At 39.8% G+C, this 26,930-nt stretch carries 34 protein-coding genes and 2 pseudogenes; 1 reads left to right on the plus strand and 35 read right to left on the minus strand.

Translation table 11 applies throughout. The features are described from left to right. Both QM911_RS04590 and pbp2a read right to left on the minus strand, forming a co-directional pair. Positions 1-193: pseudogene (locus QM911_RS04590) on the minus strand (sigma-70 family RNA polymerase sigma factor); the annotation flags it as partial. A 171-nt stretch (positions 194-364) separates the two neighbouring features. Next, positions 365-2,590 (minus strand): penicillin-binding protein PBP2A, encoded by a 2,226-nt coding sequence (pbp2a, locus tag QM911_RS04595; RefSeq protein ID WP_414313260.1) that lies wholly within the window; start codon positions 2,588-2,590, stop codon positions 365-367. An 88-nt stretch (positions 2,591-2,678) separates the two neighbouring features. Between pbp2a and QM911_RS04600 the strand changes: the two genes are divergently transcribed. Beyond that, entirely contained in the window at positions 2,679-3,554 is an 876-nt protein-coding gene (locus QM911_RS04600; protein ID WP_414313261.1) for an RluA family pseudouridine synthase, read from the plus strand. Positions 3,555-3,628: 74 nt separating this feature from the next. Here the strand turns inward: QM911_RS04600 and gap are convergent, their stop codons facing one another. From gap to rplP, 33 genes and pseudogenes are all read right to left on the minus strand, one after another. Then, complete coding sequence (gap, locus tag QM911_RS04605) at positions 3,629-4,639, minus strand: type I glyceraldehyde-3-phosphate dehydrogenase (protein WP_000260668.1); 1,011 nt, start codon at positions 4,637-4,639, stop codon at positions 3,629-3,631. Positions 4,640-4,908: 269 nt separating this feature from the next. After that, a complete protein-coding gene (gene adhE, locus QM911_RS04610) occupies positions 4,909-7,560 on the minus strand; it encodes a bifunctional acetaldehyde-CoA/alcohol dehydrogenase (RefSeq protein WP_316108500.1) in 2,652 nt (883 codons plus the stop codon). 300 nt (positions 7,561-7,860) lie between these two features. Next, the gene (locus QM911_RS04615; RefSeq protein ID WP_049504892.1) at positions 7,861-8,274 is read right to left on the minus strand and encodes an MORN repeat-containing protein; all 414 of its coding nucleotides are present in this window, start codon (positions 8,272-8,274) and stop codon (positions 7,861-7,863) included. Next, a complete protein-coding gene (locus QM911_RS04620; RefSeq protein WP_414313293.1) occupies positions 8,249-8,704 on the minus strand; it encodes a low molecular weight protein-tyrosine-phosphatase in 456 nt (151 codons plus the stop codon). Before QM911_RS04620 ends, QM911_RS04615 begins: the two co-directional genes overlap by 26 nt. 48 nt (positions 8,705-8,752) lie before the next feature. Beyond that, positions 8,753-9,073, minus strand: coding sequence for a preprotein translocase subunit YajC (yajC, locus tag QM911_RS04625; RefSeq protein WP_414313262.1), 321 nt, complete (start codon positions 9,071-9,073; stop codon positions 8,753-8,755). A 116-nt stretch (positions 9,074-9,189) separates the two neighbouring features. Then, a complete protein-coding gene (gene tkt, locus QM911_RS04630) occupies positions 9,190-11,166 on the minus strand; it encodes a transketolase (protein WP_414313263.1) in 1,977 nt (658 codons plus the stop codon). Positions 11,167-11,284: 118 nt separating this feature from the next. Next, positions 11,285-11,908, minus strand: coding sequence for an HI_0552 family protein (locus tag QM911_RS04635; RefSeq protein ID WP_414313264.1), 624 nt, complete (start codon positions 11,906-11,908; stop codon positions 11,285-11,287). 55 nt (positions 11,909-11,963) lie between these two features. Then, a complete protein-coding gene (gene jag / locus QM911_RS04640) occupies positions 11,964-12,941 on the minus strand; it encodes an RNA-binding cell elongation regulator Jag/EloR (protein WP_414313265.1) in 978 nt (325 codons plus the stop codon). Beyond that, positions 12,913-13,789, minus strand: a pseudogene (locus tag QM911_RS04645) (YidC/Oxa1 family membrane protein insertase). Before QM911_RS04645 ends, jag begins: the two are co-directional and overlap by 29 nt. Beyond that, complete coding sequence (gene rnpA, locus QM911_RS04650) at positions 13,764-14,135, minus strand: ribonuclease P protein component (protein WP_414313266.1); 372 nt, start codon at positions 14,133-14,135, stop codon at positions 13,764-13,766. Before rnpA ends, QM911_RS04645 begins: the two are co-directional and overlap by 26 nt. Positions 14,136-14,464: 329 nt before the next feature. Then, positions 14,465-15,802 (minus strand): PFL family protein, encoded by a 1,338-nt coding sequence (locus QM911_RS04655; RefSeq protein WP_414313267.1) that lies wholly within the window; start codon positions 15,800-15,802, stop codon positions 14,465-14,467. Positions 15,803-15,811: 9 nt separating this feature from the next. Further along, entirely contained in the window at positions 15,812-16,078 is a 267-nt protein-coding gene (locus tag QM911_RS04660) for an ACT domain-containing protein (RefSeq protein WP_000644115.1), read from the minus strand. Between the two features lie 465 nt (positions 16,079-16,543). After that, on the minus strand, positions 16,544-16,930 hold the full coding sequence (gene rplQ, locus QM911_RS04665; RefSeq protein ID WP_000331493.1) for a 50S ribosomal protein L17: 387 nt from the start codon (positions 16,928-16,930) through the stop codon (positions 16,544-16,546). Positions 16,931-16,941: 11 nt separating this feature from the next. Beyond that, positions 16,942-17,877, minus strand: coding sequence for a DNA-directed RNA polymerase subunit alpha (locus QM911_RS04670; protein ID WP_000568996.1), 936 nt, complete (start codon positions 17,875-17,877; stop codon positions 16,942-16,944). A gap of 42 nt (positions 17,878-17,919) precedes the next feature. Further along, positions 17,920-18,303 carry a 30S ribosomal protein S11 gene (gene rpsK / locus QM911_RS04675; RefSeq protein ID WP_001118385.1) on the minus strand — a complete coding sequence of 128 codons (384 nt, stop codon included), beginning with the start codon at positions 18,301-18,303 and terminating at the stop codon, positions 17,920-17,922. A 17-nt stretch (positions 18,304-18,320) separates the two neighbouring features. Then, positions 18,321-18,686 carry a 30S ribosomal protein S13 gene (rpsM, locus tag QM911_RS04680; RefSeq protein WP_000090783.1) on the minus strand — a complete coding sequence of 122 codons (366 nt, stop codon included), beginning with the start codon at positions 18,684-18,686 and terminating at the stop codon, positions 18,321-18,323. Between the two features lie 17 nt (positions 18,687-18,703). Further along, positions 18,704-18,820, minus strand: coding sequence for a 50S ribosomal protein L36 (rpmJ, locus tag QM911_RS04685; RefSeq protein WP_001808836.1), 117 nt, complete (start codon positions 18,818-18,820; stop codon positions 18,704-18,706). A gap of 24 nt (positions 18,821-18,844) precedes the next feature. Then, positions 18,845-19,063, minus strand: a complete 219-nt coding sequence (infA, locus tag QM911_RS04690; protein WP_001029883.1) for a translation initiation factor IF-1 — start codon at positions 19,061-19,063, stop codon at positions 18,845-18,847. A gap of 117 nt (positions 19,064-19,180) precedes the next feature. Beyond that, entirely contained in the window at positions 19,181-19,819 is a 639-nt protein-coding gene (locus tag QM911_RS04695) for an adenylate kinase (protein ID WP_001050432.1), read from the minus strand. Between the two features lie 155 nt (positions 19,820-19,974). Beyond that, on the minus strand, positions 19,975-21,285 hold the full coding sequence (gene secY / locus QM911_RS04700) for a preprotein translocase subunit SecY (protein WP_414313268.1): 1,311 nt from the start codon (positions 21,283-21,285) through the stop codon (positions 19,975-19,977). A gap of 12 nt (positions 21,286-21,297) precedes the next feature. After that, positions 21,298-21,738 carry a 50S ribosomal protein L15 gene (gene rplO / locus QM911_RS04705; RefSeq protein ID WP_414313269.1) on the minus strand — a complete coding sequence of 147 codons (441 nt, stop codon included), beginning with the start codon at positions 21,736-21,738 and terminating at the stop codon, positions 21,298-21,300. A gap of 146 nt (positions 21,739-21,884) precedes the next feature. Beyond that, positions 21,885-22,067 (minus strand): 50S ribosomal protein L30, encoded by a 183-nt coding sequence (gene rpmD, locus QM911_RS04710; protein ID WP_000057243.1) that lies wholly within the window; start codon positions 22,065-22,067, stop codon positions 21,885-21,887. A gap of 13 nt (positions 22,068-22,080) precedes the next feature. After that, positions 22,081-22,575, minus strand: coding sequence for a 30S ribosomal protein S5 (gene rpsE / locus QM911_RS04715; RefSeq protein WP_000874203.1), 495 nt, complete (start codon positions 22,573-22,575; stop codon positions 22,081-22,083). Between the two features lie 17 nt (positions 22,576-22,592). Next, on the minus strand, positions 22,593-22,949 hold the full coding sequence (rplR, locus tag QM911_RS04720; RefSeq protein WP_000624044.1) for a 50S ribosomal protein L18: 357 nt from the start codon (positions 22,947-22,949) through the stop codon (positions 22,593-22,595). 83 nt (positions 22,950-23,032) lie between these two features. Further along, a complete protein-coding gene (rplF, locus tag QM911_RS04725) occupies positions 23,033-23,569 on the minus strand; it encodes a 50S ribosomal protein L6 (RefSeq protein ID WP_000086625.1) in 537 nt (178 codons plus the stop codon). Between the two features lie 187 nt (positions 23,570-23,756). Further along, entirely contained in the window at positions 23,757-24,155 is a 399-nt protein-coding gene (gene rpsH / locus QM911_RS04730) for a 30S ribosomal protein S8 (protein ID WP_000245504.1), read from the minus strand. A 213-nt stretch (positions 24,156-24,368) separates the two neighbouring features. Then, the gene (locus QM911_RS04735) at positions 24,369-24,554 is read right to left on the minus strand and encodes a type Z 30S ribosomal protein S14 (protein WP_001085699.1); all 186 of its coding nucleotides are present in this window, start codon (positions 24,552-24,554) and stop codon (positions 24,369-24,371) included. A 17-nt stretch (positions 24,555-24,571) separates the two neighbouring features. Then, a complete protein-coding gene (gene rplE, locus QM911_RS04740; protein ID WP_000013542.1) occupies positions 24,572-25,114 on the minus strand; it encodes a 50S ribosomal protein L5 in 543 nt (180 codons plus the stop codon). A 23-nt stretch (positions 25,115-25,137) separates the two neighbouring features. Next, positions 25,138-25,443: a 50S ribosomal protein L24 gene (gene rplX / locus QM911_RS04745; protein ID WP_000497691.1), complete on the minus strand. Its 306-nt coding sequence runs from the start codon at positions 25,441-25,443 to the stop codon at positions 25,138-25,140. 177 nt (positions 25,444-25,620) lie between these two features. Beyond that, positions 25,621-25,989 carry a 50S ribosomal protein L14 gene (rplN, locus tag QM911_RS04750; protein WP_000616548.1) on the minus strand — a complete coding sequence of 123 codons (369 nt, stop codon included), beginning with the start codon at positions 25,987-25,989 and terminating at the stop codon, positions 25,621-25,623. Positions 25,990-26,014: 25 nt separating this feature from the next. Continuing rightward, positions 26,015-26,275, minus strand: coding sequence for a 30S ribosomal protein S17 (gene rpsQ / locus QM911_RS04755; RefSeq protein ID WP_000440801.1), 261 nt, complete (start codon positions 26,273-26,275; stop codon positions 26,015-26,017). A 24-nt stretch (positions 26,276-26,299) separates the two neighbouring features. Continuing rightward, on the minus strand, positions 26,300-26,506 hold the full coding sequence (gene rpmC / locus QM911_RS04760; RefSeq protein ID WP_000772918.1) for a 50S ribosomal protein L29: 207 nt from the start codon (positions 26,504-26,506) through the stop codon (positions 26,300-26,302). Positions 26,507-26,515: 9 nt separating this feature from the next. Next, positions 26,516-26,929 carry a 50S ribosomal protein L16 gene (gene rplP / locus QM911_RS04765; RefSeq protein WP_000960948.1) on the minus strand — a complete coding sequence of 138 codons (414 nt, stop codon included), beginning with the start codon at positions 26,927-26,929 and terminating at the stop codon, positions 26,516-26,518. Position 26,930 lies beyond the last annotated feature (1 nt).

The following is a 26,930-nucleotide window of genomic DNA, read 5'->3' on the forward strand; positions in this document are numbered from 1 at the left end:
TGCGAAATTTTGTTTTGAAGTAGACGTAAAGTTTCTTTTCTTCTTCCACTAGTTCTGGATGCTGTTCTAGAAGTTCATGGAGACAGATCATGCCTTCTTGGTCCCAATCCTCTTTCTCCCACAGGTGGAGATAGTAGTCTTTTCTACATTTATGAACAATTCCTTTTACCTTCGCATAATACTTTTCAAGCATTTGCTTTCCCCCTTCCTCTACTTGTAGTATAGCAGAGAAAGGGGGAAAGAGGGGCCGTCGTTCCTATCTTGTGCTGTTTTTACTCTCTAATGTTATGGCAGTTGTGAATACTGACAAGTGAGGGTAAAAAAGACAAAGATTTAAATCCTTGCCTTTTACCTTTTAAACGTATTAGCGAAACAGATCTACAATGGTATCCCAGACAGTCTGAGCTTTTTCTTTAATTTTAGCATCCGAAATCGCTCGTCCTGCTTCATCGACCAGATTTTGTGCTCGTCCACGAATATCTGATAGTATATCATCAGACTGTGCACTAGTATCACTGGTAGTTTGTTTAGGTGTATTTTCTGGTGCAATACCATTCATTTTATATGCATTTTCAACAGTAAAGGTGCTACCTGGTGTATATGGTAGGATTGTTTCCGCCATACTTCTAAAAATGTGAGCAGCACCATTCGAAGTCGAACCTGCTAGATAATGATTTTCATCGGTAGTAGGGAAACCAAGCCAATGGCTAATTACTATATCTGGTGTATAACCAATCACCCATTGATCACTGGTATATTCTGGATTAAAGGCTGTCTCTGTTGTTCCTGTTTTTCCTGCCATTACATAATCATCTGGAGACGAACTGATCCCTGTACCATTTGTAAAAGTACCTAACATCATACTGGTCATTTTATCAGCTACCGATTTGTCAACCACTCGTTTTTGAGTATTTTTATGAGTAGCAATCACTTGACCACTAGCATTTTCAATACGGGTGATAAAGTGAGCATCCGGCATGAGTCCTTCATTTGCAAACACTGCGTAGGCTTGGGCCATTTGAAGAGGGTTCGTTTCTACGCCACCACCTAAAGCTACTCCAAGCACACGATCTACATTGCTCATGTTGAGGCCAAACTTTTCACCCGCTTCAAAGGCTTTATCAATTCCAAGTTCTTTAACAGTAGCTACTGCAGGTAAATTTAGAGATTTAGCCAAAGCTTGATACATGGGTACTTCTCGTGATGTCTTGATTCCTGCGTAGTTGTCTACTTTATAATCACCATATTGCATGGTATGATTATCCAACTCCTTATTAAGAGACCAACCCGCTTCAACCGCTGGTGTGTACACTATCAAGGGTTTAATAGTAGACCCTGGACTTCTTTTGGATTGGGTTGCATAGTTAAAATTCCTGAAACCTGTCTTATCATCCCCTGCCACTCGACCAACGACTCCTCGAACTCCACCTGTTTTTGGTTCTAATGCGACACTACCAGACTCTGCATGTGTCCCATCTTCAGCTGTCGGAAAGAGCGAAGTATTTTGATAGATAACCTGCATATTTGCTTGGTAATTTTGATCTAGCTCCGTATAAATTCGATAACCGTTATTAACGATTTCTTCCTCTGTTAGATTATACTTTTCAATAGCTTCATTAACAACTGCATCAAAATAAGAAGGATAACGGTAGTCTGATATTTTCCCTTCATAACTATCTTTCAATTGAGAAGCCATATCAACACTTGCTGCTTCTGCTTCCTTATTTTTATCAAGGTAGCCGGCAGCCACCATATTTTGCAAGACAGTATCTCTTCGATTAGTTGAATGCTCAATAGAATTCAGAGGATTGTACAATTCTGGGCCTTTAAGCATGCCTGCTAAAGTGGCAGCTTCATCAAGATTTAATTCCGATGCCGAAACTCCAAAGTACTTCTTACTAGCATCCTCAACACCCCAAACTCCATTACCGAAGTAGGCATTGTTCAAATACATGGTTAGAATTTCTTTTTTACTGTATTTTTTGGTTAATTCTAAAGCAAGAAAGAATTCTTTAGCCTTTCTCTGAACAGTTTGGTCTTGTGAAAGATAAGCATTTTTCGCTAACTGTTGGGTAATTGTAGAACCACCACCCGAGCGACCAGCTGTTAGGATAGCAAGGAAAAAACGACCATAGTTAATTCCACTATTTTTATAGAAGCTTCTATCTTCTGTCGCAATAACAGCATTCTGCAAATCTTCACTAATTTCCGAAAGTTCAACATAGGTCCCTTTTTGACCTGACAAGGCACCAGCCTCATTCTCTTCTCTGTCAAAAATCACCGTTCGTGTTTTCAAAGCATTCTGCAAGTCTGTAACATTTGTCGATTTAGCCAAGGCAAATAAATAGACCCCAACAAACAAGCTTGCACTTAGTCCAAGAATTAGAAAGATTTTGGTCAAATGATAGCGACGCCAAAATTTTCGAATGGGGCCGACTTGCCCAACTTTCTTTCGCCCACCTCTTGACCGTCTTAAATTAGTCGAGGTATTTTCTTCATTATTAGCTTCGTCGATTTCTATTTCTTCTATTTCAGCTTCTTCTTTTTTAAATAAAGAAAGAAACTTTTCAAATAATGTATCTAATTTCATGCGTTTATTTTATCATCTTCCCCATAGGAAGACAAGAATTTAGCTAGTTTCTCTATCCAAATAATCTATTTTTTGTTACAATATCTGTATGAAATTTACCTTTGTTATCCCTGATTCTCTTCCTGAAATGACTGTCAAAATCTTCTTGGAGGAGCAACTACTCATTCCGAGAAAAATACGGCATTTCTTGAGAATTAAAAAGCACATTCTCATCAATCAAGAAGAAGTACACTGGCATCAAACTGTCAAAGCCGGAGATGAATGTCAACTGATTTTCGATGAGGAAGATTATCCTACAAAAGAAATTGTTTGGGGGAATCCTAATCTTGTCCAAGAAGTTTATCAGGATCAACATTTAATCATCGTTAACAAACCTGAAGGAATGAAAACTCACGGCAATCAACCAGATGAGATTGCTCTTCTCAATCATGTCAGCGCCTATATAGGTCAAACTTGCTATGTCGTTCATAGACTAGACAAAGAAACAAGTGGACTCGTACTATTTGCTAAAAATCCATTCATACTACCCATCCTCAATCGATTATTGGAGAAAAAAGAAATCTCCCGCGAATACTGGGCTCTGGTTGAGGGAAAAATAAGAACTAAAGAGCTTGTCTTTCGAGACAAAATCGGTCGCGATCGTCACGATCGTAGAAAACGGGTGGTGGATTTCAAAAATGGTCAATATGCTGAAACTCATGTAACTCGATTGAAACAATTTCAAAACAAAACTAGTCTTCTTCGTTGTCGATTAAAAACAGGACGTACTCATCAGATTCGAGTGCATCTATCTCACCACGGACATCCAATCCTAGGAGACCCGCTCTACAACCCACACTCAAAAACTAAGAGACTAATGCTTCACGCATTTAAACTATCCTTTGTCCATCCTCTGACCTTAAACAAATTAAGCTTTACTGCGCTATCAGATACATTTGAAAGAGAATTAAACCAAAATGGATGACACTATCATCCATTTTTTCTTATAGATACAAAAAAAAGCAAGACCTGTTGGCCTTGCTTTTATCAACTCAAGAATTATTTAGCGATTTTAGCGAAGTATTCAAGAGTACGTACAAGTTGTGCAGTGTATGACATTTCGTTGTCGTACCATGAAACAACTTTAACCAATTGTTTACCGTCAACGTCAAGAACTTTAGTTTGAGTTGCGTCAAACAATGATCCGTAAGACATACCTACGATATCTGAAGATACGATTGGATCTTCTGTGTAACCGTATGATTCGTTTGAAGCTGCTTTCATAGCTGCGTTCACTTCATCAACAGTAACATTCTTTTCAAGAACAGCTACCAATTCAGTAACTGATCCAGTTGGAGTTGGAACGCGTTGTGCAGATCCGTCAAGTTTACCGTTCAATTCTGGGATTACAAGACCGATAGCTTTAGCAGCACCAGTTGAGTTAGGAACGATGTTTGCTGCACCAGCGCGAGCACGACGAAGGTCACCACCACGGTGTGGTCCGTCAAGGATCATTTGGTCACCAGTGTAAGCGTGGATAGTAGTCATCAATCCTTCTACAACACCAAAGTTGTCTTGAAGAGCTTTAGCCATTGGAGCCAAGCAGTTTGTAGTACATGAAGCACCTGAGATAACTGTTTCAGTACCATCAAGAACATCGTGGTTAGTGTTGAATACAACTGTTTTAACGTCGTTTCCACCAGGAGCAGTGATAACAACTTTCTTAGCTCCACCTGGGTGCAAGTGTTTTTCAGCAGCTGCTTTCTTAGCAAAGAAACCAGTAGCTTCAAGAACGATTTCTACACCGTCGTTAGCCCAGTCGATTTGTTCTGGATCACGTTCAGCAGAAACACGGATGAATTTACCGTTAACTTCAAATCCACCTTCTTTAACTTCCACAGTTCCGTCGAAACGACCTTGAGTTGTGTCATATTTCAACAAGTGTGCAAGCATAACTGGATCTGTAAGGTCGTTGATGCGAGTAACTTCAACACCTTCTACGTTTTGGATACGGCGGAAAGCAAGACGACCGATACGTCCGAAACCGTTAATACCAACTTTAACTACCATTAGTGATTTCCTCCTTATGAAAATCATGAAAATTTTATTGTGAAAAGAGTAACTTGAATCACTACAAATCACCTTTCAACATACCTATTATATAACTATTTGAGTTTAATTGCAAGCGCTGGCCTTGTTTTTCTGATAAGCTTTGGTAATATTTTCATTTCTTTACTTAGCCTTGCAGCCTACTCCAATTCTATGCATTTCTTAATAAAAAATATATTCTCTAAGCATAAAAAAACCGAGGTTTATCCTCGGTTTTGGCTGATAATCAATTATTTACGGCGTCCTGGTCTTTCTTTGTAACCATAGTAAGCATCTTCGATGATTTCTTGCATATGGTCAACCATTGGAAGACGTGGGTTAGCAGGTGAACATTGGTCTTCATAAGCAAGGAAGGCCAATTCACGTGAATGTTCTTTCCATTCTTTTTCATCGATTCCTTGTGCTTTGAAGTTCATTTGGATACCTACGCGCTCACCAAGTTCGTAGACAGCTTTTGCGTATGATTCCACACCTTCTTCTGGAGTAGAAGCTGGAAGGCCAAGCATGCGTGCGATATCTTGGTATTTTTCATCTGCACGGTAGTAGTTGTACTTAGGCCATGTTGCTGTCTTAGCTGGACGTGTACCGTTGTAGCGGATGACGTATGGAAGCAAGATAGCATTTGTACGACCGTGGATTGTGTGGAATTGCGCACCAATCTTGTGAGCCATTGAGTGAGAAATACCTAGGAAGGCATTGGCAAAGGCCATACCAGCGATTGTTGAAGCGTTGTGCATTTTCTCACGTGAGTGGAAGTCTGCATTCTTAACTGAGCTTTCAAGGTTTTCGAATACAAGTTTGATTGCTTGAAGAGCAAGACCATCAGTGTAGTCACTAGCCATTTGTGATACGTAAGCTTCAGTTGCGTGAGTCAATACGTCCATACCAGTGTCAGCAGCAACAAATCCAGGAACTGTCAATACCAAAGCAGGGTCTACGATTGCCACAGTTGGTGTCAATGAGTAGTCAGCGATTGGGTATTTACGGTTGTTTGCTTTATCAGAGATAACGGCAAATGGAGTCACTTCAGATCCTGTACCAGATGTAGTTGGGATCGCGATGAATTTAGTCTTCTTACCAAGCAATGGGAATTTGAAGGCACGTTTACGGATATCCATGAATTTTTGTACAAGGTCACGGAAGTCCACTTCTGGTTGCTCGTAGAAGAGCCACATTACTTTAGCAGCATCCATTGGTGATCCACCACCAAGAGCGATGATTGTATCTGGTTTGAAGGCACGCATGATCTCAGTACCACGTTCAACTGTAGTGATATCTGGATCTGGTTCTACATCTGCAAAGATTTGGTAAACAACCTTATTGCGACGAAGGTCAAGTTGTTCGATGATACGATCAAGGAAGCCAAGCTCTACCATAGCGTGGTCAGTAACGATCATGACACGCTCAACGTCACGACATTTTTGAAGGTATTGAATTGAATCACGTTCAAAGTATGTTTTTGAAGGAAGTTTCATCCATTGCATGTTATTTCTCCGTCTTCCGACTTTTTTGATGTTCAAGAGGTTAATGGCGCTAACGTTATCCCCAACTGAGTTACGTCCGTAAGAACCACATCCGAGTGTCAATGATGGCAAGAAGGCATTGTAAACGTCCCCGATACCACCAAAAGTAGAAGGTGAGTTACAGATAACACGAATAGCTTTAACAGCTTTACCAAATTCTTTAGTCAATTCCTCATCAGCAGTATGGATGGCAGCTGAGTGTCCAAGACCGTTAAACTCAACCATTTGACGAGCTTTAGCAATACCATCTTCACGGCTTTCAGATTTCAAAACTGCGATAACTGGTGACAATTTTTCACGAGTCAATGGCTCATTTTCACCAACTTCTTTACATTCTGCAGCAAGAATGTTTGTTCCTTCTGGAACAGTAAATCCTGCTTGTTCTGCAATCCAAGTTGCTGGTTTACCAACGATGTCAGCGTTCAATTTTGCACCAGCACAGTTTTTGCTGTTAGCTTTTACACCGAAGCAGAACTCTTCAAGAAGTGCTTTTTCTTTTTTGTTTACAAAGTAAGTGTGGTAAGATTTGAACTCTGCTACAAATTCATCGTAAATTTCTTTATCAATGATAACCGCTTGTTCAGATGCACAGACCATACCATTGTCAAATGATTTAGACATTACGATATCGTGAGCAGCCTGGCGGATATTAGCTGATTTTTCAACATAAGCTGGAACGTTTCCGGCACCTACCCCAAGGGCTGGTTTACCACATGAGTATGCCGCTTTAACCATGGCATTACCACCTGTTGCAAGGATTGTTGCAATACCTTCGTGGTTCATCAATGCACTAGTTGCTTCCATAGATGGTTCAGTAATCCACTGTACACAGTTTTCAGGAGCACCTGCTTTAATCGCTGCATCACGAACGATTTGAGCTGCGTGAGCTGATGATTCTTGAGCTGATGGGTGGAATGCAAAGACAATAGGATTACGAGTCTTCAATGAAATCAACGCTTTAAAGATTGCTGTTGAAGTAGGGTTTGTTGTTGGAGTGATCCCACAAACAACACCAACTGGTTCAGCGATAAGAGTCAATCCTGTTACATCATCTTCTTCGATAACACCAACTGTTTTAGTGTGGCGCATGTTGTTTACTACGTGCTCACAAGCAAATAGGTTTTTAGTTGCTTTATCTTCAAATACTCCACGTCCTGTTTCTTCAAAGGCATGTAAAGCCAATTCTCCGTGAGCATCAAGTGCTGCAACTGAAGCTTTTGCTACGATATAATCGACTTGATCTTGGTCAAGTTTACGCATTTCTTCAAGGGCAACTAAAGCTTTTTGCACCAAACCATCGACATGCTTTTCAGCAGCGAGTTTCTTTTCTTCTGGTGTTACAGTTTTTTTATCAGCCATATTTTCCTCCATAGCTTTCAAGGATTGTAAGTCCTTTGTTAATTTTTTCACAAGTTTATTATAACTCTTTTTTAAACGTTTGTAAACAGTTTCATAGACATTTCACAAACTTTTTTTATTTGTTTGTGAAAACAATTTCAAATATACCTACATATGCACTTTTTCACTTAAAGTTTGTGAATTATTCCGTAAAAGTTTTATTTTTCACAAACTTAGTTGTAAAAGAGTCTTGTAAGCCGTTTTTATTTCCATGTAAGCGCTTTCTGCCGTTCTGGAAGAATACCTCCTTCTAGGAGGAGGTTATTGTGCTTGTTGAAATAAACCTTGTTTGAAGTCCCCTTCATAGACTACTTCTTGTTCGGTAGTCAGTTTTCCTTTTCCTTCAGCTTGGCCATTTACAAAGTCTCCCTCATATACCCAACCTGCTTTAGCTTGGTAGGTACCTTTACCATTGAAGGCACCATTGCTAAATTCTCCAGTATAGGTATCACCGTTTGAGAAGGTAACAGTGCCCTGACCATTCATCTTACCACGAACTAGGCTCCCGTCATAAATAATAGCATCGTTATCAAGCTTAAGAACGCCCTGTTTTGGAAGATTGGTCAGAAATACGAGACCTGCACAGACAACAATGACGATCACTGTCGCAATTTCTAAACGGGGACGTGTTAAATAGACACTATATTTTTCATAGAGTTTTTTTAAATTTTCCATGTTCACTCTCATTTTCTAAGCGACTTAACCAAGCCTGGCAACCAGTTAAAACTCGGTCATAAGTTTCTTCAAAATCACCTGTATACCAGGGATCTGGAACGCTTTCAGATGCAAAAGGCTGTATCTTGTATTGTTGTTCTTGTGGACACATCTGACGCAAATCAGCGAGATTAGACTCATCCATCCCAATGATATAGTCAAAATACTCAAAATCTTTTTTAGAAATTTGTTGGGAAGTTTTTGAAATATCATAGGGAACGCCATGACTTCGAAAGATGCCTTGCGTTCCTTTGTGGATTGGATTACCGTGTTCCCAGGAAGAAGTCGCACGACTTTGAATCTCATATTTATCGGTCAGGGATTTCATTACAAATTCCGCCATAGGACTACGACAAATATTGCCAAGACAGACAAAGACAACTTTTTTCATCATTGTTCCTCTCATTTATAGAAAAACGGGAATGCATTCCACCCCGTTTTATTCTTCAATAGCACTGCCTTCTTCGATAACTGCACCTTCAGGTGTGACAGCTTCTTTGACTGGCAAAACTGTTCTAATTGCACCTAATTCGAAAGTCAAGTATACTCCGTCTACATCAAGTACAATCGTTTTGTTTTCAGTATTAACTTCGTCGACTGTACCGTAGAGACCACCGATTGTGATTACTTCGTAGCCTTTTTGAAGTTTGTTGAGGCTCTCCATACGTTTTTCAGCTTGTTTTTTTTGAGAACGTTGCATGAAGAACATCAAGCCGAACATCAAAACAAGCATAATCAAGAATGTTAAATTCCCACCCATTATTTTTTCTCCTTTGTAATTCAGATAAAACTACTATATCAAATTTCACTTGTTTTTACAAGATTGCACCTTGATTTTAGGTCAATAAAAAACCAGAGCAAATGCCCTGATTTTTCTTATTTCAAGTTGTTTACAATTTCAACTAAGTTTTCAACTGTAAATCCATACTCTGCTAAAACTTTTGGTGCTGGGGCAGATGCTCCAAAGGTATTAATACCAAGAACTGCTCCATCAAGACCAACGTATTTATACCAGTTTTGAGTTGCTCCCATTTCGACTGCTACACGGCGACGAACTGCATTTGGTAAGATTTCTTCTTTGTAGGCTGCATCTTGTGCATCAAATACATCTGTAGATGGCATGCTGACTACGCGAACTTTGCCACCTTGACTTGCCAATTCTTTAGCGGCCGCAACAGCAAGATTCACTTCTGAACCTGTTGCAATCAAGATAGTGTCAAAGTCTGCTGCATTTTCATATACAACGTAAGCACCTTTCGCAACCTTGTCAAAGTCTGTTCCTTCCTCAACAGTCAAGTTTTGACGAGTCAAGACGAGAACAGTCGGTGTTTTCTCGCTCTTCACTGCTTGATACCAAGCTGCTTGAGTTTCACGCGCATCTGCTGGACGGAAAACATTGAGGTTTGGAATTGCACGAAGTCCTGCCAAGTGTTCAATCGGCTCATGAGTTGGTCCATCTTCTCCAACAGCGATTGAATCATGGGTGAATACATAAGTTACAGGAAGACCTTGTAGAGCTGACAATCGAATCGCTGCTTTAAGATAGTCTGAGAATACGAAGAATGTTCCACCATAAACACGAAGTCCACCGTGAAGAGCCATTCCGTTCAAGACAGTACCCATAGCAAATTCACGAACACCAAATTGGATGTTACGATTCAAGCGATTTGCATCGTCTTGAAGTCCATCAGTTTTGATGTAAGTCATATTTGAATGAGCAAGGTCAGCTGATCCACCGAGGAAGGTTGGCAATTTAGCAGCTACTACATTCAAAGCATCCTGACTTGAGTTACGAGTAGCTTGAGAGAAGCCATTTTCTAAAGCTGGGAAGTCTTCTGGAGTCACCTCAACTGGATCGCGTCCTTCGATGATTGCTTCCACTTCTGCAGCAAGTTCTGGGTGAGCTTCTTTGTAATCTGCGACTAGTTTTGTCCATGCTTCATATGCTGATGCACCACGGTCTGCAACATTTTCTTTGAAATCAGCATAAACTTCTGCCGGGATTTCAAATGGTTCGTAGTCCCACCCAAGGACTTGGCGAGTTGCAGCAGTTTCGTCTGCACCAAGAGGAGCACCGTGTACAGCGTTAGTCCCTTGTTTGTTTGGAGAACCATAACCAATAACAGTTTTCACTTCGATCAAAGATGGTTTGCCTGAAGCCTTAGCTTCTTCGATAGCTGCATGAATAGCTTCAAGGTCTGTTCCATCTTCTACCAAGGCTGTATGCCAACCGTAGGCATTGTAACGATCGCGAACACTTTCTGTGAATGAATCTTTTGTCTCACCATCCAAGTTGATATCATTTGAATCATAAAGAACAACCAACTTGTCTAGTTTTTGCAAGCCTGCATAAGAAGCAGCTTCGCTTGAGACACCTTCCATCAAGTCACCATCTCCACAGATAACGTAAGTGTAGTGGTCAAAGATGTTATAACCTTCACGGTTGTACTTAGCTGCAAGGAAACGTTCTGCTTGTGCAAAACCTGTCGCAGTCGCAATCCCTTGTCCTAGAGGACCTGTTGTTGCATCAACCCCTACAGTATGCCCAAATTCTGGGTGACCTGGAGTTTTAGAGCCCCACTGACGGAAGTTCTTTACTTCATCCATGCTCACATCTTCAAAACCAGAAAGGTGGAGAAGGGCATAAAGAAGCATTGATCCGTGACCAGCTGAAAGAATGAAACGGTCGCGGTTAATCCAGTTTGGTTGAGCTGGATTGATACGAAGTTCTTTAGTGAATAGGCTGTAGGCCATCGGTGCAGCTCCCATAACCACCCCTGGGTGACCTGAGTTCGCTTTATTGATAGCGTCAATACCTAGAAAACGAATCGCATTAACAGATAGATTTGACATAGAATTTCCTTTCTCTTTGAGGTGATAGGTCTATCACGCATCTTATTTTACTATTATATGAAAAAATATCTAGAATAGCAATAAAACAATTTACTATAAAATGAATCAATGGATTATACTAATTTCTAGTTGCTTGATAGTAAGGTAATAGTTTTTCAAAAGCTTTATCTAATTCATCTAAAAACTTGTCTAGAATTTGTCCGTCTGCCACTGAAACATCTACCTTAACTAAAACTTTTCGGACTTCCTGATAGGATAGTTTTTCTCTTAAAATTTGACGATTTTCCTCAGTAGCCTCCATCTTGTGACTTTCTCCATTTGAGTAGACTAGATAGTAAATTCCGTCTACTACTGGAACTTCTAGGACCTTGGCCTGTTTGTCTAAAGTTTTATCATCCTTCTTACGTTCTATAAAACTCACTTCTAGTGAAACTCCAAAATCAGAAGGGCTTCCATATAAACGAAGAGCCAACATAGGCTCTGTCACTTCTCCCTCACGCTGTAGATAGGCCCAGAAATGCGGTCGCAAACGTTGGGCTTGATTCATCCACTGACTCGTCCCTTGGAGGTCCCATTCTGGATGTCTTTCTTGGAAAGCCTTGGCTAAGTGTGTAAAGACCTTTCTAGCCTCCTGCCCCTTGTTCCTCAAATAAAGCATTTTTTCAGCTTCTTGACCTGCCCTCTCGGGTTTTTGATACTGTAAACCAGAGTAAGCTAGATATTCTCTCATTGTATTCAACATAAGATCAACCTCCCTTGGCTAGCAAAAAATCAGGATGCCCCTGATTTTTCTTTGATTATTCTGTGTCAACCACAACGTAACGATTTGGTTCATCACCTTCTGAATAACTAGTGACACCCTCCATACGTGAAATAATACGATGGATGATTTTACGTTCGCTACTAGACATTGGATCAGTCACCTGACTACGCCCCTCTTCTAGGACACGTGTAGCTAACTTCTGTGCATAGCTCTGCAAGACTTCTGCACGGTGCTCTACATAATCATTAACATTGATGGTAATATAGAAGGTTCTTGAATAGCGGTTATAAAGATAATTTTGTGCTAAGAGCTGAAGAGATTTCAAAACCTTACCATGGTAACCGATAATACGACCCGGTTCATTGGTATCAATTTGCATATTGATAGAACGGCGATTTGAGGTACTTGAAATTGCTCCCTCAACATCCATATCATCAATAATACCTTGAACATAGTTGGTCACTTCTTCAACCACCTGGTCAATATCGTAGGTTGGTTCAATCTTCAAGCCTAGGTTTTCTAAATCATCATTCTGTTCTTTTTCTGCTAGTTCCTGTTCAACTGCTACCTGCTCTTTAGGTTCTTCTGGTAGTAGATCTTTTAGAATGGCAATATGACCAGTCTCCTCTAAAATTGTACTAGCTTCTTTTTCATTTTTTAGAATTTCAGCCTTAACCTCATCAGAGATGCCTTGTCCTTCTTCCTCGATTTTCTTAATTGCCTCTACAACGTGGCCTAAGTCTACTGTTGCCTCACTAACAGTCTTAACGGGTTCGTTCTTGGCATTAACCTCCTTTGGAACTCCCTTCACTGCTTGCTGGTTTGCCTTAACGACAATTGTCTCACTAATAGCATCGATATCCACTTGTGCTGGTTTCTTCCCAAAAAGGCCAAAGAATCCTTTTTTCTCCCTTGCTACGACCTTAATGTGCGCCTTCATTCTAGGAATTCCCATTTCCTTCAATCCCGTCTGGATCGCTTCTTCAACCGTTGAACCTGTAAATAATACCATTACAAGATTCCTCCTTATTTTTACTTTTTCTTTTTCTGTGCTTTCTTGAGAGCTTTTCTCTTCTTGATTTCTAGATCTTTCTTAGCCTGTACTCCCGCCTCACGCTCTGCAATAATCTTGAATGGATTGTTGAGCAGATAGGTTTGGAGCACCTGATAAGCATTGGATACCGCCCAATATAAGGCAACCCCACTTGGTGAATACATGGCAAAGAAGAAAATCATGACTGGCATTGCATACATCATTCCTGTCATGGCGCCATTTTTCTCAACCATGGCCTTATTGGATAACCAGGTGCTAAGGAAAGTAAAGATAGCCGCCAAAATAGGCAAAACGAAAGTCGTATCAACACCACCAAGGTTAATCCATAAGAAATGACCCGTTTTTAGAAATTCTACCCTACTCAAAGCTTGGAACAAGGCCAACAAGACTGGCATTTGGATTAAGATTGGCCAGAGAGAAGCTGACTGTTTGACACCATGTTGCTTGAACAACTGACGCATTTCTTGGTCCAACTTGGTACGGCTCTCCATATCCCGTCCCGGATAACGTTCTCGCAACTCCTTAACCAGTGGTTGTACTTCTTGCATCTTTCTAGATGCCACCATTTGTATCTGAAAGACTGGTAAAAGAACGGTTCTGATTAGAAGGGTAAATAAAATAATCCCCAGACCAATACTTGTATCAAATGATAAAAAGCGAATGGTTTCAGCAAAAAAATAAACAAATTTACTCCAAAAACCTGTTGATTCAGCTGTAATCTCACTCGTCGTACCACTAGCCGTGCAGGCGCTCATCACAAATAAAGCAAGCACCATTAAGCTAGTCAACTGTAATTTCTTTTTCACTCCCATTTCCTTCCTGGTAAATCTTTGATAACTTTAATACGTGAAGTAGATTTTTTTCCATTTCCGCGTAGTCCAAGATCTCAACACCTTTTCGAGCAATCACAACAAAATCTACATTTTCAACCAGCTGATTTTTATGTTCAATCAGAATATGTCGAATTCTTCTTTTGATATGATTCCTCGTGACAGCGTTTCCTAATTTTTTACTGACAGATAGGCCAACTCGAAAATGCTGTTCAGTATTTTCTAATCGATAAATAACAAATTTACGATTAGCAAAACTCTCCCCTTTTTTAAATATTGCACTAAAATCTTTCTCTTTTTTTACACGAAAGCGTTTTTTCAAAATTCAACTCCATCTATTAAAACTACTACTATTATACCATAATTTTTCAAAAAGCCAATCATAGCAAGGTTTTAGCCCATTTTACAGAATGAAAAAACTGGTTTTATCCTTTAAATCATCTTATTTTTGAACAAATTTACAAATTTGAACATGCTACTTTCTTTATTTTCTCTTGAGATAAAACAAAAGTCACCCTTTGGAGTGACTTTTGTAGGAGATTATTATGAAAAAGTTAGGATTTTAATTAAATAAAGTTAGGAGGTCTTTATTTAATGGTTATAGTATACCTGTCTTTCCTTAAACCCAACTTAAAAAGATTCCACTTCTTTTTAATTTTTAAAACTATGAATTGGAGCCGGGATTTGCCCTCCACGTGCAATGAAGTCGACAGACGAGGCACCGTTAACTTTCATGACTGGAGCCGTTCCTAGAAGGCCACCAAATTCAATCATGTCGCCTTCTTTTCCTTTTGGAATAATACGTACAGCAGTTGTTTTCATATTGATGACTCCGATAGCAGCTTCATCCGCAATCATTGCTGCAATTGTTTCTGCAGGTGTATCTTCAGGAATGGCAATCATATCCAAACCAACTGAACAGATAGCTGTCATAGCTTCTAGTTTTTCCAAATTAAGGGAGCCATTTTGCACAGCAGCAATCATCCCCTCGTCCTCAGAAACTGGGATAAAGGCACCAGACAAACCACCAACTTGGTTGCAAGCCATAACTCCACCTTTTTTAACTTGGTCGTTCAAGAGAGCCAAGGCAGCAGTGGTTCCATGAGTCCCAACTGTCTCTAACCCCATTTCCTCAAGGACACGGGCTACAGAATCACCCACTGCTGGAGTTGGAGCCAAACTCAGATCAACAATTCCAAAATCAACTCCAAGTCGCTCACTAGCCATTTGACCGACTAATTGACCAATGCGGGTAATCTTGAAGGCTGTCTTTTTAACAGTTTCAGCAACAACATCAAAGCTCTGACCACGAACCTTTTCTAAGGCACGTTTAACAACACCTGGACCAGAAACACCGACATTGATAATGACATCTGCTTCACCAACCCCATGAAAAGCGCCTGCCATAAAAGGATTGTCCTCTACCGCGTTGGCAAATACAACCAATTTAGCCGCCCCCATATCAGATAAAGAAGCTGTTTCCTTGATAATGCGTCCCATATCCGCTACTGCGGTCATATTGATACCCGATTTAGTCGAACCAATATTTACTGAAGAACACACCTTATCCGTTTCTGCCAAAGCACGAGGAATGGAGTTAATGAGGATTTCATCACCTTTTTGATAACCCTTTTGTACCAAGGCTGAAAAACCACCAATGAAGTCAACACCAATTTTTTTCGCAGCTTTATCCAGTGCTTTAGCTAAGACTACATAATCCGTCGCATCGGTAGTAGCACCAATCAAGGAAATTGGAGTTACTGACACACGTTTATTCACAATAGGAATTCCTAACTCAGCCGCAATTTCATCTCCAACAGCCACTAAATTAGCTGCTTTTGTAGTAATCTTTTCATATATTTTGTCTGCAGCACGATTGATATCTGGATCGATACAGTCCAAAAGGGAAATCCCCATGGTAATGGTTCTAATGTCAAAGTTTTGCTCCTCAATCATTGCGATTGTTTCGGTAACTTGTCTAATATCCATAAATACCTCCTAGATATTGTACATAGCATCAAAAATAGCCGCACTTTGAATATTGATTTTGACATTCAAAGTCTGACCAAAAACCTCAAATTCGTTTCTAAGATGTGTAAAATCTTGTTTTTCATCACTAGATACCACAGCCATCATAGTAAAGAATTCGTCTAAGACTGTTTGTGAGATATCATCAATATTTAAGCCTAATTCAGCAATTTTTGTCGCAACACCTGCAACAATTCCAGATTTATCTTTACCAACAACAGTAATAATAGCTTTCATGATTAAACTCCATTTCTAACACAGAACGATATCCATTTTGGACAAAAATAAAATGAAAAAGGAGGATAGAGTAACTAAATCACTTAATAGTGAATAATTATCCAAGTTGAAACCCTAAAAAAAATCTCTTAGTTGATCTTGTACCAGGCTAATATTTTTTACCAAGTCGCTAGTTTAGAACTTAAAACTGATAATTTATTGGCACATAACCTCTTTATAGAATATTTTTGAGAAAATGAACATTGTTGATTTTCTTTTTCAATAGTATAGCATATTTCTTACTAAAATACTCAAAAACGCCTGCTTACGAAATTGTTCTTAAGTAAAAAACAATTTCGTAAACAAGCGTCTACCTTATCATCTTATGATGAGTGTTCCCGCTAGGACATAAGTCCTAGCGGTAGACCAGAGCTAGACTAAGAGCACAAGACTCCATCATCATAACACTCAACAAAATTGATGATTTTATACTAATTCGATGATCGCCATTGGCGCTGCATCGCCACGACGTGGTTCAGTTTTAAGGATACGAGTGTATCCACCGTTACGCTCAGCATAACGAGGTGCGATTTCTGAGAACAATTTTTGAAGTGCTGTAGTAGAAGTGTACTTATCAGTTGCTTCATCATAGTTTTCAGATGCGATTTCATTACGTACGAAAGCAGCTGCTTGACGACGTGCATGCAAATCACCACGTTTACCTAGAGTAATCATTTTTTCAACAGTTTTACGGATTTCTTTAGCACGAGCTTCAGTTGTCACGATTGATTCGTTGATCAAAAGGTCAGTTGTCAAATCGCGAAGCATTGCTTTACGTTGTGAGCTAGTGCGTCCTAGTTTACGGTAAGCCATTTATTCCTCCTTTATTTATCTTTTAATCCAAGACCCAAATCAATGAGTTTGACTTTCACTTCTTCCAAACTCTTGCGTCCAAGATTTCTTACTTTCATCATCTCTGCTTCAGATTTTTCTGTCAAATCATGCACAGTGTTGATACCGGCACGTTTCAAACAGTTGTATGAACGCACAGACAAGTCAAGTTCCTCAATCGTACGTTCCAAGATACGGTCGTCCGATTCAGTATCAGCTTCTTTCATCACTTCTGCTGACTTAGCAATCTCTGTAAGATTTGTAAACAAATCAAGGTGCTCTGTCAAGATACGTGCTGAAAGCCCTAAAGCATCTTCTGGAATAATTGTTCCATTAGTCAAGATTTCAAGGGTTAATTTGTCGAAACCATCATTGCTACCTACACGAGCAGGTTCAACTTGATAGTTGACTTTTGTAACTGGTGTATAAATAGAATCTACAGCAAGTGTTCCAACTGGTGCATTATCTTTTTTATTTTCATCCGCAGGTACATATCCACGACCACTGTTAACAGTCATTGTCGCTTTTAGAGAAGAACCTTCACCGATTGTAAAGAGATAATGATCTGGATTTACAATTTCAATGTCGCTATCTGTCAAGATATCTCCAGCTGTAATTTCAGCAGGACCTTGCACATCTAGTTCAATGATCTTTTCGTCTTTAACGTAAGATTTTACTGCAATACCTTTGATGTTCAGAATGATTTGCATCACGTCTTCGCGAACACCCGGAACTGTATCAAATTCATGCAATACACCTTCGATATTGATAGATGTTACAGCAGCCCCTGGAAGAGAAGCTAGAAGTACACGACGAAGAGAGTTACCAAGTGTTGTACCGTAACCACGTTCAAGCGGTTCGATTACAAACTTGCCATAATCTTTATTTTCATCAATTTTTGTTATATTTGGTTTTTCAAACTCGATCATTTAGTTACTCCCTCTTAAACGAAAAGCAGTGTAAGGTTATGATTATACACGGCGACGTTTTGGAGGACGAGCACCATTGTGTGGCACTGGAGTCACATCACGAATTGCTGTTACTTCAAGACCAGCGGCAGCAAGAGCACGAATAGCTGACTCACGACCAGAACCTGGACCTTTAACAGTAACTTCAACTGACTTAAGACCGTGTTCTTGTGCAGATTTAGCAGCAGCTTCAGAAGCCATTTGAGCAGCAAATGGTGTAGATTTACGAGAACCTTTGAAACCAAGAGCACCAGCTGATGACCAAGCAATTGCATTACCATGCACATCAGTAATCATAACAATAGTGTTATTAAATGTAGCGTGAATATGAGCAATACCAGATTCGATATTCTTTTTCACACGACGTTTACGTGTTGGTTTAGCCAAGACTTTTACCTCCTATATTATTTTTTCTTACCAGCAATCGCAACAGCTTTACCTTTACGAGTGCGAGCGTTGTTTTTAGTGTTTTGTCCACGGACAGGAAGTCCACGACGGTGACGGATACCACGGTATGAACCGATTTCCATCAAACGTTTGATGTTCAAGTTAACTTCACGACGAAGGTCACCTTCAACTTTAATTGCATCCACTTCACGACGGATAGCATCTTCTTGATCTGGTGTAAGATCGCGAACACGTACATCTTCTGAAATTCCAGCAGCTGCCAAGATTTTCTTAGATGTTGGAAGTCCGATACCGTACACATAAGTCAATGAAATTACTACGCGTTTGTCATTTGGAATGTCAACTCCAGCAATACGAGCCATGTTTTCTCCTTTCTATCTTATCCTTGACGTTGTTTGTGTTTTGGATTTGCTGGGCAAATTACCATAACACGACCATTACGACGAATTACTTTACAGTATTCGCAAATTGGTTTGACCGATGGTCTTACTTTCATTTCTTATCCCTCCAAGTTTTTCGATTATTTAAAGCGGTAAGTGATACGTCCACGTGTCAAGTCATATGGACTCATTTCGACAGTAACACGATCTCCCGCTAAAATACGAATATAGTTTTTACGAATTTTACCAGAAACTGTTGCTAAAATCTGATGTCCATTTTCAAGTTCAACCGTAAACATTGCATTCGGCATAGTATCAACTACTTTACCTTCAACTTCAATCACATCGTCTTTTGCCACGCAAAAGTACCTCCATAAATTTCGATTTGATGCCTCTAGACACAGAGACAACAATTATAAGTCAGACTAACTCAGTATAACATTTGTAGAGACATTTTGCAAGCATGAAAAACGCTTTTATTTCAATTTTGTCAATACTTTTTCGATATCTGCAAAGACATCATTGATATCTTGGTTACCTTCGATATCATGTACCAAACCTTTTGCACGATAGTGGGCAATAATTGGTTCACCTTGGGCAATATTAACATCCAAACGACGTTTTACTGTTTCAGGTTTGTCATCTTCACGTTGGTAATAATCTTCTTCTTTGTAGTCAACTGGTGGATTGAAAACTTTGTGGAAAGTTTCGCCAGTTTCACGGTGAATGATACGACCACTCAAACGCTCCAAAAGACAATCTGGATTTACTTCGATGTTAATAACACCTTCAAGCTCAATCCCTAATTCAGCTAAAGTTTTATCCAAGGCATGAGCTTGTTCAATTGTACGTGGGTACCCGTCCAACAAGAAACCAGTTTCTTTAATGTCATCTTGTGAGAGACGCTCTTTCACGATACCATTTGTAACTTCATCTGGAACCAACTCGCCTTTGTCGATATAAGACTTAGCTAAGACACCCATTTCAGTTTGGTTAGCCATTGCCGCGCGGAACATATCACCTGTTGAGATATGAGCAACATGAAATTGTTCAACAATTTTTGCTGCCTGTGTACCCTTACCTGCACCAGGTAAGCCCATAATCAAAAGATTCATGATTCAAACTCCTTTTTTGTTTTTAAATAGAAGCAAAAATTCATTTCAACTCCTATTTAAAAACAAAATAGAAGAGAGGAGATAAAAATCTGACAAGGTCTTTGATTTTTAAACTCCACTCTCTGAGCAATAGTGAATTTTCTTTTCTATTACAATTATTCTGTTGTATTCAGGAAACCAACATACTTGCGTTTCAATAAATAACCTTCCAATTGTTTAATTCCTTCAATACCTGTTGAGATAATGATCAAAAGACTTGTTCCCCCAAAAGCAACGACTTCTGAAAGACCGAATAAATCCTTAGCTACAATAGGTAAAATAGAAATGACACCTAGGAAGAGGGAACCGACTGTTGCGAGACGACGAAGAAGTTTTGACATATACTCTTCTGTCCCTTTACCAGGACGGACACCGTGGATATAAGCACCGCTCTTTTGCAAATTTTCTGCTGCCTTCTCTGGATTAATCTGTACAAATGTGTAGAAGAATGTAAAGAGGATAATCAACAGAGCGTACAGAGCGATACCTGTAGGGGCTGTTGTAGATAGCAACTCCTGAGCACTACGTACCCAGGCCCAATCAAGACCAGATGCACTTACAAATTGTAAAATTGCCGCTGGTGCTGCTGTAATTGAGCTAGCAAAGATAACTGGAATAACTCCTGCAGGGTTAATCTTCAATGGAAGATATGAACTAGATGGAGCACCTTGAGCTACTTTGGTATACTGAATTGGAATCTTATATTCTGCTTGTTGCACATATGTTGTGAAATAGATAATCAACAAGACAGCTACGATTAAAATTCCTACAAAAATGAGAGATGAGTTCAAGCGGTCGCTTGGTACGTTGACAAAATAGTCGACATAGATACCCTTGATCATATCAGGAATTGAAGCAACAATCCCTGCAAAGATAATCATGGAAACACCATTCCCATATCCCTTATCAGTAATCTGTTCACCCAACCAGGTAACAATCATACTACCTGCTGTTAGGATTGCTCCAATCACAAGGAAAACTTGTGGTGTTAGAGGAACAGTCAAGAGTTTAGCTCCAGATAAAGCATTAAAACCAGCTGTAATCCCGATAGATTGCACGAATGCAAGAACAAGGGCAATGTAACGAGTTGCTTGATTCAATTTTCTACGACCAACTTCCCCTTGTTTGCCCCACTCCACAAACTTCGGTAATAAATCCATTTGTAAGAGTTGGACAACGATAGAAGCAGTAATGTATGGACTAACACCAAGTGCAAAAACTGAAAAGTTTTTCATGGCATTACCAGACACCAAACTTAACATATTTAGAAAAGATAGACCACTCAAAGCATTCAAGCTATTGGCATTCACCCATGGAACCGTAATGCTAGTCCCGATACGGAAGACAAAGACGATAAAAATTGTAAAAAGAATTTTTGATCGAACTTGCTTGACTTTGAAGGCTTCTCTCAATAATTTAAAAAACATAGGTCACCTCTCTTAGATGACTTCTACTGAACCACCTTTAGCAGTGATAGCTTCTTCAGCTGATTTAGAGAATTTAGCTGCTTTTACAGACAATTTCTTAGTCAACTCACCGTTACCTAGAATTTTGATACCTGATTTTTCAGCTTTAATAATTCCTGATTCGATAAGAACAACTGGAGTTACTTCTGCACCATCTTCAAAGACGTTCAATTGGTCAAGGTTAACAATTGCGTATTCTTTAGCGTTGATGTTAGTGAATCCACGTTTTGGAAGACGACGGAACAATGGAGTTTGTCCACCTTCAAAACCAAGACGTACTCCGCCACCGCTACGAGCTTTTTGACCTTTTTGACCACGACCAGATGTTTTACCGTTACCTGATGAAGTACCACGACCAACACGGTTACGAGTTTTACGAGAACCTTCTGCAGGTTTCAATTCATGAAGTTTCATTATATATTTTCTCCTCTTTTGTAAAATGCTAGCGCCGATAAGAGAGAAAAGGTTGTCTCTCCTATCAACTCGCCTATACGTTTGTCATCAAAGATGACTATATCTAGTTTTAGGGGATGGTATACTGCACATCCCCTAAAATTTAATTAGTTTACTTCTTCAACTGTTACCAAGTGAGATACTGCAGTGATCATACCACGTACTGCTGGGTTATCTTCTTTAATAACAGAGCTGTTCAATTTGCCAAGTCCAAGTGCTACAACAGTTTTACGTTGTGATGGAATGCGTCCGATTGGAGACTTAGTCAAAGTAATTTTAATTTGAGCCATTTTATCCCCTTTCTTATGCCAAATCAGAAACTGAAATACCACGAAGGGCAGCAACTTCTTCAGCGCGTTTCAATTGTTTCAAACCTTCAACAGTTGCGCGAACAATGTTGATTGGAGTATTTGAGCCAAGAGATTTAGATGTAACATCAGCTACACCTGCCAACTCGATAACGGCACGAACAGCACCACCAGCGGCAACCCCAGAACCTTCTACAGCAGGTTTCAACAATACTTTAGCTCCACCGAATTCTGAAATAACTTCGTGTGGGATTGTTGTTCCAACCATAGGAACTTCGATTAAGTTTTTCTTAGCATCTTCTACTGCTTTGCGGATTGCTTCTGGAACTTCTTGAGCTTTACCAGTACCAAATCCTACGCGACCGTTGTGATCACCAACGACTACAAGAGCTGCAAAACGAAGACGACGTCCACCTTTAACAACTTTAGTAACACGGTTAACAGCAACTACGCGTTCTTCTAATTCAACTGCATTGTCTTTAAATGCCATTTTCTAGTGTCCTCCTATTAGAATTTCAATCCGTTTTCACGAGCTGCATCAGCCAAAGCTTTCACACGTCCGTGATATAGATATCCACCGCGGTCGAACACCACTTCTGAAATACCTTTAGCGTTTGCACGTTCTGCAACGAGTTTACCGACAGCAACGGCTTGTTCAGTTTTTGTTCCTTTTGAAACTTCTTTGTCAAGAGTTGAAGCACTTGCGAGCGTTACACCCGCTACGTCATCAATAACTTGAGCGTAGATGCCTGTATTAGAACGGAATACGTTCAAACGTGGGCGATCAGCAGTTCCAGAGAGTTTTCCGCGAACGCGACGGTGGCGTTTTTGGCGGAGTTTGTTTTTATCTGGTTTAGAAATCACAGTTTTCACCTCTTTAGTTTTAAATCGTGTGCTATGCACAAAGTTGGAAATGATATTGGTGGTTGAAAATCAACCACTCAATATTATTTACCTGTTTTACCTTCTTTAAGACGAACATATTCGCCAACGTAACGGATACCTTTACCTTTGTATGGTTCTGGTGAACGAAGGCTACGTACGTAAGCAGCTGTTTGACCAACTACTTCTTTTGAAATTCCGCTAACAACGATTGTTGTTGGGTTTGGAAGTTCAAAAGTAATTCCTTCTGGAGCTTCAACTTCGTCTGGATGTGATTTACCAACAGCCAAAACAAGTTTTGATCCTTGAAGTTGTGCACGGTAACCAACCCCACGCATTTCAAGTTGTTTCTTGAATCCTTCTGATACACCAATAACCATGTTGTTCAAAAGAGCACGAGTAGTTCCGTGGATAGTTTTCATTTCTTTTGAATCGTTTGGACGGTGAAGAGTTACTTCAGTACCTTCCACACGAATTTCAATATCTTTTGAGAACTCACGAGTAAGTTCTCCTTTAGGTCCTTTTACAGTTACAACGTTGTCATTGTTAGTGATTTCAACACCAGCAGGCAACACGATAACTTTATTACCAATACGTGACATGTTTTTATTCTCCTGTTAAATTGTCAGGCCATGTTGGCCAGTTTTCACGGGGTTAAATCGATTTCTCGATTTAAAGAAATATTTAGGTTTCAATTTCAAAGTGAATCTAGGCATCGTCTCGCAGACATAACTTTGGGTTAGGCAAGAGACGATAACGACGAGTCACAAAGAAATTGGGAGCTAAATATTACCAAACGTAAGCGATAACTTCTCCACCAACGTTCTTTTGGCGTGCTTCTTTATCAGTAAGCAAACCTTCAGAAGTTGAAAGGATAGCAATTCCAAGACCGTTAAGTACTTTTGGAAGGTCTTCACGTTTTTTGTAGACACGAAGTCCTGGTTTAGAAACACGTTTCAAGTTTGTGATAACTTTTTCACCGTTTGGTCCGTATTTAAGGAATACACGGATGATGCCTTGTTTGTCATCTTCGATGATTTCTACGTTCTTAACAAAACCTTCGCGTTTAAGGATTTCTGCAATCCCTTTTTTGATGTTTGATGCAGGTACTTCAAGTACTTCGTGTTTTGCTTGGTTAGCGTTACGAATACGAGTTAGGAAGTCTGCGATTGGGTCAGTCATAACCATTTTATTTTTCTCCTCTTACTAGTAGTTTGCAAGTTGCACTTGCTAGTTAATGATTGAGCTAAGCTCAGATAGTATTGACACATTCAAATAAGATAACTCTCATTTGAACACGAGCTACAACCTGGGCAAAAAAGATAGATTTGTCTTGGAGCATCGCTCCTGCACCAAATCTCCTATTTTTGCTATGGTTGTTACGCTCTTTGTATCATGATATTACCAAGATGCTTTTGTTACACCAGGGATTTGACCTTTATATGCCAATTCACGGAAGCAAACACGGCAAAGTTTAAACTTGCGGTAAACTGAGTGTGGACGTCCACAACGTTCACAGCGAGTGTATGCTTGAGTAGAGAACTTCGCTGGGCGTTTGTTCTTAGCAATCATAGATTTTTTAGCCATTAGTTATACCTCCTATATTATTTTGCAAAAGGCATTCCAAGGCCTGTAAGCAATGCACGTGACTCTTCGTCAGTGTTAGCAGTAGTTACGATAACGATGTCAAGACCACGAGTTTTGTCAACGTCATCAAAGTTGATTTCTGGGAAGATCAATTGTTCTTTCACACCAAGTGTGTAGTTCCCGCGTCCATCAAATGATTTTGTTGGGACACCATGGAAGTCACGCACACGTGGAAGTGAAACTGAAACCAATTTATCCAAGAATTCGTACATACGTTCACCACGAAGGGTAACTTTTGCACCGATCGCAACACCTTCACGAAGACGGAAGCCGGCGATTGATTTTTTAGCTTTAGTGATAAGTGGTTTTTGACCTGAGATAAGCGCCAATTCTTCAGCAGCTTTTTCAAGGCTTTTAGCGTTTGATACAGCTTCACCAACACCCATGTTCAAAACGATCTTATCTACTTTAGGCACAGCCATCACTGATGAGTAGTTGAATTGTTCTGTCAAAGCAGGAACTACTTCATTAAGATATTTTTCTTTTAAACGATTTGCCATTATACTTCTCCTTTCCTTCGTGATTAATCAAGCACTTCGCCTGATTTTTTGTTGTAGCGAACTTTTTTACCGTCTACAAATTTGTAACCAACACGACCAGCTACACCGTTTTTGTCCAAAACTTGAACGTTTGATACGTGGATAGCTGCTTCCTTCTCGATGATACCACCTTGAGGAAGTTCGTTAGTTGGACGTTGGTGTTTCTTAACGATGTTAACACCTTCAACGATAACTTTGTTTACTTTTGGAAGGGCAGTAAGGACAACAGCTTCTGTTCCCTTATCTTTACCAGCGATTACGCGAACTTTGTCGCCTTTTTTTACAAACATTTTTTTCTCCTTTTATTCTTACGCCCAATGGGCACCCTGGCTAAGCCAGGGGACTGTGTTTGTTTGTTTTTGCTCTGTGAAAATTAAAGCAATCCTTCGTCAGTTTCAACTCACCTAACTTAAGTTATGCTTTCGTCTTACTTCCTAGACTTGTTTTAATTTTCTTTGAGCAATCAATTAAAGTACTTCTGGAGCAAGTGACACGATCTTCATGAAGCCACCTTCACGCAATTCACGTGCAACTGGGCCAAAGATACGTGTTCCGCGAGGAGTTTTATCTTCACGGATGATAACTGCTGCGTTTTCGTCAAATTTGATGTATGAACCATCAGCACGACGAGCACCTGATTTAGTACGAACGATAACTGCTTTAACAACGTCACCTTTTTTAACCGCACCACCAGGAGTAGCTTGTTTTACAGATGCCACAATAACATCACCGATGTTCGCAAATTTACGTTTAGAACCACCAAGAACTTTGATAGTCAAGATTTCGCGTGCACCGCTGTTGTCTGCGACTTTCAAACGAGTTTCTGTTTGAATCATTTCAGTTTTCTCCTTTCAGGTTTGATTAGATGATAACCGCTTCTTCAACGACTTCTACAAGACGGAAACGTTTTGTAGCTGAAAGCGGACGAGTTTCCATGATACGTACGATATCGCCTTCTTTGGCAACATTGTTTTCATCATGTGCTTTGTATTTTTTAGAGTAGTTAATACGTTTACCATAGACTGGGTGGTTACGTTTTGTTTCAACTACAACTGTGATTGTCTTGTCCATTTTGTCAGATACAACACGTCCAACAAGAACTTTACGATTATTGCGTTCCATTGAAATTTCTCCTTCCCTAGTCTATTATTTCGCTTCAGATTGAACTGTTTTGATACGAGCGATTTGTTTTTTAACTTCTTTCAAGCGAGCTGTTTGTTCTAATTGACCAGTAGCAGCTTGGAAACGAAGTTCAAACAATTCTTTTTTCAATTCGTTTTCGCGCTTCGCGAGTTCTTCTTGAGAAAGACCACGAAGTTCTTTAACAAATTCTTTTACTTCATTAAGTTTCATGCCTTCTCCTTATTCTGCTTCACGTTTTACGAATTTACATTTAACTGGCAATTTGTGGCTTGCAAGACGAAGCGCTTCGCGAGCGATCTCTTCAGATACACCAGCAACTTCAAACATTACTTTACCACGTTTAACTGGTGCTACCCAACCTTCAGGTGCCCCTTTACCAGATCCCATACGAACCCCGATAGCTTTAGCTGTGTATGATTTGTGTGGGAAGATTTTAATCCAAACTTTACCACCACGTTTCATGTAACGAGTCATGGCGATACGAGCAGCTTCGATTTGGCGGTTAGTGATCCAGTGGCTAGTTGTAGCTTGAAGACCGTATTCACCGAATGCTACTTCTTTTCCACCTTTAGCTTCACCGCGCATTTTACCACGGAATTCACGACGGTGTTTAACACGTTTAGGTACTAACATT

It is taken from the genome of Streptococcus infantis (assembly GCF_047460825.1).
GTDB lineage: Bacteria > Bacillota > Bacilli > Lactobacillales > Streptococcaceae > Streptococcus > Streptococcus infantis_V.